The organism is bacterium, from assembly GCA_026398675.1.
Classification (GTDB): Bacteria; RBG-13-66-14; RBG-13-66-14; order RBG-13-66-14; family RBG-13-66-14; genus RBG-13-66-14.
The window spans coordinates 1-9,340 of record JAPLSK010000303.1 but is presented as its reverse complement, the minus strand read 5'-3'; the positions used below and the strand labels follow the sequence as shown (position 1 = coordinate 9,340).

General features: G+C 61.3%; 12 protein-coding genes. 10 read left to right on the top strand and 2 right to left on the bottom strand.

Annotated features, from left to right (window positions below):
• The 10 genes from NTW26_09025 to NTW26_08980 form a co-directional block, all read left to right on the top strand.
• Positions 1 to 270: hypothetical protein (locus NTW26_09025; GenBank protein MCX7022396.1), on the top strand; the 270-nt coding region annotated here is incomplete at its 5' end.
• 230 nt (positions 271 to 500) lie between these two features.
• Positions 501 to 1,160 carry a hypothetical protein gene (locus NTW26_09020; GenBank protein ID MCX7022395.1) on the top strand — a complete coding sequence of 220 codons (660 nt, stop codon included), beginning with the start codon at positions 501 to 503 and terminating at the stop codon, positions 1,158 to 1,160.
• Positions 1,123 to 1,413 (top strand): hypothetical protein, encoded by a 291-nt coding sequence (locus tag NTW26_09015; protein ID MCX7022394.1) that lies wholly within the window; start codon positions 1,123 to 1,125, stop codon positions 1,411 to 1,413. The genes NTW26_09020 and NTW26_09015 overlap by 38 nt, the downstream gene beginning before the upstream one ends.
• A 126-nt stretch (positions 1,414 to 1,539) precedes the next feature.
• Positions 1,540 to 2,163 carry a MotA/TolQ/ExbB proton channel family protein gene (locus NTW26_09010; GenBank protein MCX7022393.1) on the top strand — a complete coding sequence of 208 codons (624 nt, stop codon included), beginning with the start codon at positions 1,540 to 1,542 and terminating at the stop codon, positions 2,161 to 2,163.
• Positions 2,164 to 2,166: 3 nt separating this feature from the next.
• Complete coding sequence (locus tag NTW26_09005; GenBank protein ID MCX7022392.1) at positions 2,167 to 2,775, top strand: hypothetical protein; 609 nt, start codon at positions 2,167 to 2,169, stop codon at positions 2,773 to 2,775.
• A gap of 23 nt (positions 2,776 to 2,798) precedes the next feature.
• On the top strand, positions 2,799 to 3,329 hold the full coding sequence (locus NTW26_09000) for a biopolymer transporter ExbD (protein ID MCX7022391.1): 531 nt from the start codon (positions 2,799 to 2,801) through the stop codon (positions 3,327 to 3,329).
• A gap of 21 nt (positions 3,330 to 3,350) precedes the next feature.
• Positions 3,351 to 4,700 (top strand): AgmX/PglI C-terminal domain-containing protein, encoded by a 1,350-nt coding sequence (locus tag NTW26_08995; GenBank protein MCX7022390.1) that lies wholly within the window; start codon positions 3,351 to 3,353, stop codon positions 4,698 to 4,700.
• A 352-nt stretch (positions 4,701 to 5,052) separates the two neighbouring features.
• Positions 5,053 to 6,243: an AgmX/PglI C-terminal domain-containing protein gene (locus NTW26_08990; GenBank protein MCX7022389.1), complete on the top strand. Its 1,191-nt coding sequence runs from the start codon at positions 5,053 to 5,055 to the stop codon at positions 6,241 to 6,243.
• A 183-nt stretch (positions 6,244 to 6,426) separates the two neighbouring features.
• Positions 6,427 to 6,822 carry a hypothetical protein gene (locus NTW26_08985; GenBank protein ID MCX7022388.1) on the top strand — a complete coding sequence of 132 codons (396 nt, stop codon included), beginning with the start codon at positions 6,427 to 6,429 and terminating at the stop codon, positions 6,820 to 6,822.
• A gap of 7 nt (positions 6,823 to 6,829) precedes the next feature.
• Positions 6,830 to 7,849, top strand: coding sequence for a M23 family metallopeptidase (locus tag NTW26_08980; protein ID MCX7022387.1), 1,020 nt, complete (start codon positions 6,830 to 6,832; stop codon positions 7,847 to 7,849).
• 255 nt (positions 7,850 to 8,104) lie between these two features.
• Here the strand turns inward: NTW26_08980 and NTW26_08975 are convergent, their stop codons facing one another.
• Together NTW26_08975 and NTW26_08970 are read right to left on the bottom strand one after the other, a co-directional pair.
• Complete coding sequence (locus tag NTW26_08975) at positions 8,105 to 8,701, bottom strand: hypothetical protein (GenBank protein ID MCX7022386.1); 597 nt, start codon at positions 8,699 to 8,701, stop codon at positions 8,105 to 8,107.
• A gap of 12 nt (positions 8,702 to 8,713) precedes the next feature.
• Positions 8,714 to 9,340: hypothetical protein (locus NTW26_08970; protein ID MCX7022385.1), on the bottom strand; the 627-nt coding region annotated here is incomplete at its 5' end.

Below are 9,340 nucleotides of genomic sequence, written 5' to 3'. Positions count from 1 at the left end.
GCCATGGCTCCGGAACCCGTGATTATCGAGGAAACGCCCATCGAGGAGACTCCCATCATCGAGGAAACGCCCGTGGAGGAGACGCCTGTCGAGGAAACACCCCTCATCGAGGAGACGCCCGTAGAGGAGACGCCTGTCGAGGAAACGCCCATCATCGAGGAGACGCCCGTGGAGACCCCGCCGGATGCCGCCGAAACGACCACAGACGAAAGCGAAGCCGCACCCGTTGAGGATACAACGACCGAAGGCACAACCGAACCGGGTGATTAAAATGAAATCGCTCGTTCCGCCGCGGGCACTACTTCGTTTCCCGAGCGTAAGAGAGTGTGGACCCTTAGGTGAAAGTTGATTGCATCCGGCGTGGAACCGTAAGGTATGGCATTGAAAACAGTACGGCTGAAGAAACCCAAGACGCTCATATAACCGACACTTGCACCGGACGGCAAGCCCGACGGGGCTTGTCGGTGTAAGCCGAGACTCGCAATCCGGGGAAGGAAAAGATGCCGTTCACCGCCAAGTCCCGTCTGATATTGGCCGTTCTCGCCCTCCTTCTTGTCGGGCCGATCGTGGTGGACAACGTGCGCGCCCAGTACACAGACCTCACCGAGGAGCAGATCGAGGCCCTCAAACAGGCCTGGCACGTCACCAACGCTCGCCAGGACGGCACGTCCTGGACGACGACGGACTACAACGACGACGATTGGAGCACGGCCGTCTTGGGCACGTTCAGTGAAGGTCTATCCGCCGCCCGGAGTCAGGTGTACGGGTGGCCGGGCGCCGATGCGGAGTGGATATGGGCCCGTAGCGGGGTTACCGCTTACTTCCGCCGGGAATTCGGTCTGCCGCGCAGCCTCATCAACGACGAGGACAAGGACATCCAGGAGCATTTCATCGTCCGGATAACGGCCAACAACAATTACCAGTTTTACGTCAACGGCGTCCTGGTGCACCAGGACTCGACCGAGAACGAAGATGATTGGACGACCTACGAGCAGATAGACGTGACGGAATACCTGGACGTCGGTGACAACGTGTTCGCCGTCGAAGCGGTCAACACCGACGATCCGGAAAGACGCCGTGGTGGAACTCGAGATATTCGGGCGGAGAATGGCGCCGTCCCAGATGTCCTTCATCCTGCGCACGGATCCCGAATTCGATAAGGTGATGCTGCGCCAGACGTACGCCAGCCAAATACTCAACCCCATTGACAAGGAGGAGTTCGAGGAGGGCATCTCCGTGAGTCAGCGGTCCATTGACAACCCCTTCCTCTGGCTGGCCACGGGCGCGGGCATAGCCTCCGGTATAACCGCCGGCTACATGGACGCCAATTCCGAGACCCTCAACGCCAACTGGCTGGCGGGTTCGGCGGGCGTGGCGCTCCTGGCCGCGGCGATTATCATGCTCACGGATTAGGACTTATAGTATTCGATAGGGCGACCAACCATATCCACCACGGCTGAGAAAGGAGATTCTCCGATTTAACCGGAAAGGCCGCCGAACCCATGAACCCAACAACCCACAAACCGAGGAAAGGAATCCATGTACAGACTCATTGACTCCTTCGCCGACGGCGGGGACTTCATGTGGATCATCCTCTTCGTGGCGATGCTCTCCCTGACCTTCATCCTCGAGCGGACCTACTTCATTGTCTTCAAGTCGAGCATCAACACCAAGACCTTCATCGCCGAGCTGGAGAAGCTGATCCAGAACCGCAACATCGAGCGGGCCATCGCCCTGTGCAACACAACCAACGCGGCGCTGGCCCAGATCCTGCGTGAAATCCTCAAGCACCACTCGGGCTCCGGACGCGACATGCAGGTGGCGGCCGACGCCAAGACCCTCGAGGTCATCCCCCGGCTCGAGAAACGCACCAGCTACCTGGACATGCTGGCGCAGATCGCGACCCTCCTCGGACTGCTGGGGACGATCTCCGGCCTGATGACGGCGTTCGACGCCATCACCGTGGCGAACCCGGAGGACTCGGCCCGGCTCCTGTCGGAGGGGATCGCCATCGCCATGTTGACCACCATGTTCGGTCTGGTGGTCGCCGTGCCGACCCTGGCCGCCGCGGCGTGGCTCAAGGACAAAACGCGGAAGATAATCAACGATATTGACGAGTTCTCGGTGAAGATCACCAACCTCATCACCCAGATGAAAGGATAGGCCATGGCTTTCGGACCGAGTGCGGCCAGGCGGGGTGTTGAAGAGAAGCCCTCGACTGATGACTACCTCATCCCGATTATGGGCTTGATGTCCATGTTGATCCCCTTGCTGTTGATGTGCGCCGTTTTCGTCACCACGGTCGCGCTGCAGGTCACCCTACCTCCCCAAGCCGCGGCCAGCGGGGGCGGAGTGGGTGGTAGTATGGGTGGGGTCACCAAGATCCTGATGGTCGGGATGAGCGCCGACAAAGGTTTCATCATCACCAACGACAAGGGCGTACTGCCGGTCTACCCCGAGAAGTCCGGTGCCGAAAAAAACTGGATCCCCAAGATCGGCGGAGCGTACGACTACGCAACGCTCCGTGAAGTGCTGATGGAGAAAGTCAAAAAAATGCCCCAGTACCAGGACCACGAGGAGGTCTACCTCGCGATCCAGGACTCCATCCCCTTCAGCGAGGTCATCAACCTCATGGACATCGTCCGTGGCGACGTGAATGTCATCGAGGTCAAGACCGACGAGGACGCCGCCAAGTACGGCGTGGAGAAGGGTCAGAAGGCCTACGTCGCGACCCTTTTTCCCAGCGTGATCTTCGGTGGAGCGGTTCCGCGCTGACCTAAGAAGAAAGGAGGTGAGATATGCCAGGTGTACAGACCCCGAGCAAGTTCCTGAAATTCAAGCCGCATCACGCGAGGAGGAAGGTCGAGGAAAAGGGTGTGCCGATCACCTCGATGATGGACATGATGACCATCGTGTTGGTGTTCCTCCTCAAGACCTTCTCCACCCAGGGGGACATTTCGGCAACGGCGGCCAAACTTTCGCTGCCGAAGTCAGATTCCAAAAGCATCCCCGGCGTGGTTGACCGCGTCGCCGTCGGTACGGACGCGATCTATTTCCTCGAGGAAGAGGTCATAACCACCGACGAGGCGATCAGCTCGAAGGACATCGTGATAAAGCCCCTGAAAGCCAGGATGGAGACGCGCGTCGAGGCGCTTCAGGAAACCATGCGTACGGCAGGGCGTGAGGCGGAGCCGCCGAAAATCCTGGTTTTGGCGGACAAGAACCACTACTTCAGCCTGATCAAGAAAGTAGTGGCGACGGCGGCGAGCGCCGGGTACATGAACATCACCCTCGCTTCGATCCAGGATACCGGCAAGTGGGAGGAGTGAGGGTAAGCCAAGGAGAATGAAATGCCAGAAACATCCGAAAAACCAGTGCTGGGCCTGGTGATCTCCCGGGGGGACAGGATAATAAAACGCCTGATTCCCGAACGGGATACCATCACCGTGGGCCAGGCACCGGACTGCGACATAGTGCTGCAGCATGATCCAACGGTCATGCGTAGGCACGTGCTGGCCGTCCAGCGGGGCGAGGAGTACGACTTCACTGTAACCGAGGACATGGATGGAAAGATCAGCGTGGGTGACTCGACCCTTTCGCTTCGCGATCTGCGGCTCTGCGGTTCATTGCCGCGGGTCAAAAACGGCTACGCCTTCCGGGCGACGCGGTCCAAGAAAGGTCAGATTCGCATCTCCGACATAACTATTCACTTCGGCTACTTCACCCCGACGGTGCAGCAGATTGCCGGTGAGCCCCGGCTGGCCGACTCCATCACATCCGGTCTCGCTTTCGAGCCGGAGGACAAGGTCTTCGCCGGATTCTTCGCCGCTTCGATGCTGTTGGGCGGCGTTTTCGGCTGGCTACAATCCGTCGTCGATCCCCACGATCCCTTCGCGGCACTCGAGGACCGGCCCCGACTACGGCAGATTCTCGTCGCCGAGGAGTCGGACGTGATCATAGACCCTTCGGCGTTGGGCGCCGGGGAAGGTGAAGAGGTTGTCGCAGACGTCACATCCACCGGGACCGGAGGTCAGGGGCGCGGCAGCGGCAACGGCCCATCGGCCGGGGACATCGTCGGCGCGGCCGGACTGACGGCCGGCGGCGGCGCGGCGGACCTTCTCATCACCGCCATCACATCCAACGTTGTCGGCGGAGCCGGCGGCGTCATGGGGCTTTCCGGCGGCGAAGGCACCTCGAGCCTGTTCTCGGTCGGCGGAACGGTCGGGACTGGGGGCGGAGGCGCCGGAGCCGGCGGGACCGGTGAAGGCGGCGGTTTCGCCGGTGGCGGACAGGGAGGCACAGGTGGACCGACCATCGGACGTACCGGGGTCGGCGGCACCGAAGGCGGCCCGACCATCATCAAGGCCCGGCCGGTAAGTCCAAGGGCGACGGTGACGGATAAGGGCGTCGATGTCTCAAACGAGGCCATCAGCGAAATTTCCAGCTACATCCGCCAGAGGGGCGGACAGATAAAGGCCATCTACGAGAAGTACCTGAAGCTGAATCCGAACCTCCAGGGTCGTGTCGTCGTCAAAGTCACCTTCTCCAACGGCGTGGTTTCCAGCGTCTCGGTGACGGGGAACGATACGGGGAATACCCAGATGGAGTCCGAGATTGTGGGCGTGGTTCGAGGCTGGGCCGTCGGTGGCGTACAGGGTCAGGTAACCCTGTCGGTGCCGTTCGTGCTCTCGCCCAAGTAACCCGTCCCGGGTCGCACCCGGACGGGACGCACTCATATCCCGGATCGGGTATTCCCAGTGGGGGGGCCGTGAAAACGGCCCTCCTTTTTTAAGGGCGGCATTCCGACCCGCAAGCGGATGCTTCCCCCACGGGGAGAGGGAGAGCCGGGAACCCCGTATCCCCATCCCTCCCAAATGCGTGGGGCGATTTCTCCGCGTGGGCACGGTGAAGGGTCGTAATACGTATTACAATGGGAAAAGAAGTAACGCCCCCCGCGAATAGGGAGGTATGAACCGGGGACTTGACCGTAGGCGCGACGTGGGCTAGACTATCCCGCGGAGGGCAAGCGGCATTTCTCAGGAGAGCTCCCAGATGGCCGACGAGGAAAAGAAACTCTTCCTGAAGATAGACGGTCGGCAGTATGGACCCGTCTCGGTGGAGACGGTTAAAAAGTGGATAGACGAGAGCCGGCTGGGTCCGGACGATTACGTCCGCCTCTCCACCCAGAAGGTCTGGGTTCATGCCAAGAACGTCGAGCACCTGAACTCTATCTTCCACATGTCCAAGACCAAGGCCCGGACCGAGGCCTTCACGAGCTGGATAGACGCCGTCGGGTCAGGGTCGGCCACCATCCTCACCTACGAGGGGCAGAAGGCCGAGCGCGAGAGGATTCTCTCCGAACAGCGCAGGCTCGAGGCCGAGCGCCTGGAGCTCGAGGATCTGGCCAAACAGGCCGAGATGACCAAGGAGCAGGCCGCCGCGCTCGATTTACAGCGCGCGGACCTGGATAGACGGGCCAAGGAGCTCGAGGCCGAGTCCGACGAGATAATGAACATGGAGCGGGCGGTCAAGAAGCGCCGCAAGCGCCAGACCACCCTGGTCGTCGTCATCATCGCTATCGTCGCCATCGGGGGAACCTGGCTCACCATCGATCTCATAAGCAAAACGACGAAAACCGAGGAGCTGAGCGCCGAGCTCAGGGAGCGGATCAAGGGGATAGACGACCGTCTGGCGGCCATAGACAGTCGCCTGACGCAGATAGACAAGGCCATCGCCCAGGCCAGCGCCGCCGGAAACGTCGGGCTGGTCGTTTCCCTGGAGGCGGAGCGCTCCCAGTTGGAGGAACAGCGCACGGAGCTCAAAGTGGAGAGGGAGAAGCAGCTCCACGCCGAAACTCCGGAGGTGGATACAGGCGGTCCCCAGGTCCAGGGGCGCACGGGTAAGATCGGGGTCGCCGGACCGGTGCAGATAACCGGCGAGGGTGCGGCTGATCCGGGTCGTTCGCAGACCGAAATCCGCGCCGCCGTCTCCTCGGCCCTCGGACAGGCAAGGCAGAAGTACAACGAGCTTTTAAAGACCAACCCCAACGCCAGCGGCTCCATCAGTATCATCTTCGGCATCCAGCCGGACGGTTCCGTGGAGAACGCCACCTTCTCAAATAGTACCCTGCCCGATGCCAACCTGATCGGACCGATACTGAGCGGAATCCGCGGCCTGAGCTTTTCCGCCATCGAGGGCGGCTCGGTCAGGGTCACCTATCCACTTTCCCTGACACCCCAGTAGTCGGGGGGAGCAGTTCAGCCGGGCGTGGCTTCGCCGATACCGAACCGACACCCCGGTTGACGGGGGAGTGATCCGCCGAGACCGGCCCGGGCCGGTCTTTCTCATTGAGCGGGCGGCCTTTACGCGGCGGGTTGTTTTTTTGAAATTCTTCTGTTAGGTTCACTAACGCGGAGCCGATGGACGATGTGGCGAATCTTGCTTCCGGTTTTACTGTTGCTTTTCGCCTTCTGCGGCGGGTCCGCTCCGGAAGGCGTTTACGACGATTTCGTCCGGGCGAACAACGCCCGGGACACCGAGGCGCTGGTCGCCTGCCTCTGGTTCCCGGCGTGGGACGAACTCTCCCCGGACGAGGTGAAGGCCGCGCGGCGGGAACTCGAACCCACCGCCGAGCGTGAGTACTTCCTGGACGAGATCGTGGAACACGAGGTAATCCAGGTCGAGGAACGCTCCGAGGACGAGCGCCGCGTGCTGGCCCGACAGGTGTTCCTCGACCCCTACGGCAACCGGTACTCGGATCAGTACTCCTTCACCCTCGTCCACCGCAACGGCGCCTGGTTTATCTACGTCCCCGCGGAGTAGATGCGGAATGCCCCTTTCCCGACACATCTCCGTGGTCATCGTGCCCCACACCGGCGGTGCGGCGCGGCCCTACCTCGTCAGGCGCTGGCTGCTGGTGGGGGCCGTCGTCTTCGCCGCCGCCCTGATCCTGGGGCTGGGCGGGACGGCGCTGTACTACGCCCTTTTATTCAACAACACGGTCCACGATTTGAAGCCCCTCGAGGAACGCGGCGACTTCCTCGCCCGACGGGTGTCCGAGTACAAAGAGGCGGCGATGATCTCCGGCTCCGAGCTCTCGGCGCTCCGGGCGGCCGCCGAGCGTGACAAACGGGCCTACGAGCGCTCCATGCGCAACATCCGCATCCAGCTCACCCAACTGCAGAATTTCTACAAGAACCTGAGAATCATGGCCGGGTTCAAGCTGGACGAGGAGCAGGCGGCAGACCTCCTGGGACAGGGCGGGGGGACGGGCTTACCCCTCGGGCGCTCCGCAAATCCCAGGTCAGGGGATGAGCGGGTGGCCGTCACCACCTTCGGGCTGAACTTCGTCAACCACGATACCCAGGAGTACGCCGCCGCGGAAGCCGCGCTTCTATCCGACATGGCCGGCCTCTCCCAGGAAATGTACAAACTGGTCCGGGAGCTGGAAAAGCGCATCTCCACCATCAGTCCCGACGTTCCCTATGGCGTCCCCGTCCAGGGGGTGATCACCGGCTACTTAGGCGATCCGCGTTGGCACGGCCCCCATCAGGGACTCGACATCGCGGCGCCCATCGGTACCCCGGTGCGCACACCGGCCAGCGGCGTGGTCGTCGAGTCCGGTTTCCTGGGGGCCTACGGGCTGACCGTCTGGATTGACCACGGGAACGGCTACCAGACCCGCTACGCCCATTTGAGCTCCGTGGCCTACCAGGTGGGTGAGCGGGTGAACGCCGGCAGCGTGGTGGGCGCCATCGGCATCACCGGCGCCACCACGGGACCCCACCTCCACTACGAGGTCCGGCTCAACGGCATCGCCGTGGATCCCATCTACTACATGGTCCAGTAGGGGAGCGGGGTCGGAAGGGTTGAAAAAGAAGGAGGGGTCGCCTCCTTTTTTACGGTTGTACGATTGCCGCGGGTTTCGCGGTTTTTTTAGGGCCGGTAGTCCAGGGGCGGCCCGTGGGATGCATCCCCTGCGGCCGCCCGCAGGCGGGTGTGGACACCCGCCCCTAAGTCATCGCAGCCGGGGTGTGGTGTGAAAGCGGCGGGGATTGAATCCCCGCCCTACGTTTGGACGCGCGGTGACTGCTATACATGGACGCTAGTCCGAGAACCCCGCCTTTATCTCCCCCCAGCTCGCGGTCTGGACGCCGGTGTCCTCGGGCGTGCCCAGGAGGCGGAAATAGGTCGCTTGATGCCATTGGTACCACTGGTAGTACAGGTTGCCGCCGCCTTTGATACCCCACATGCAGTTCTCGGCGTCCGAGCGGATTTCGAGCCAGAACGGCGTCCCGGCTTCGATGTGGCAGGGCTCGATGTGCAGCCGGTACAGGTACAGGATATGTCCGTTGTAATCGAATCCGGTGTCGATTTCTTCCAAATCGTCAGGGCCTACCCAGTCCCTGAAGTAGTACGCACCGGGCATGCCGTACTGGTCGTAGCGCACGTTCGCCCAGAACGACAGGTGGTAAGCGGGCTCCTCGGGGTAGTAGTGTGCCCAGAATTCCACGACCTCGATTTCCGCGTCCGTCTCCAGGGTGAAGTCGTCCTGGGTGTAGTGCTCGCCGTATATCCCAAAGCCGCCCATCATTAACAGGTAGTCGAAGCACTGGTCCCACAGGACCTCGAGGTCGTCATCGGCCGCGACGGGAACGACCGAGAACGCGACGAACATTAACAGGGTCGCAATCCTTTTCATGGCTCCATCTCCTTAATCCGTCAGGTCGAGATACACGGTATCCCAGGCCCAATAATCCTCCCAATCCCCGTGGTAAATCGTGTAGTACTTCCAATCCGGATTGATGCCGGGTGGGTTGAACGGGTTGTACGAGTAGTCCTCATCCGCTATCACCCACCCCCCACCTCCGCCGAACTCCTCCCATGTGTACCCGCGAACATAGGTGCGGCAGTATACCGGCGGGCTTTCCCAAGGTTTAGACCACCAGTTGAGGCTGGGTAAGAAGAACTTGTAGGGGTCTTCGACAGGACCGTAGTTACCTCCGGTTTTGAAGGACCAGTGTTTGTAGGTCTGTCCGGTGAAGACGAGCGTGAAGTTTATCGTTTCCCCGAGTTGGTTCTCATGTCCTTGCCAGTTGGTCATCCAGATTTGCACCGTGTCGGAGTCGGGCGTCCAGTCGAGCGGTGCATCTATGGCCCCCCAGATGCGCCAGAAGCCGAGCGAGTTCTCATCCCTTTCTCCCAGCGGATTCTCGTCCGGCAGCGGCGGGTATCCCTGCGGCGAGAGTGAATCCTCACAGGAAATCAGGAAGAACGCCACGAACACGAAGAGAAGAGAAGAGAAGAGAAGAGAAGAGAAGAGAAGAGAAGAGAACAACTT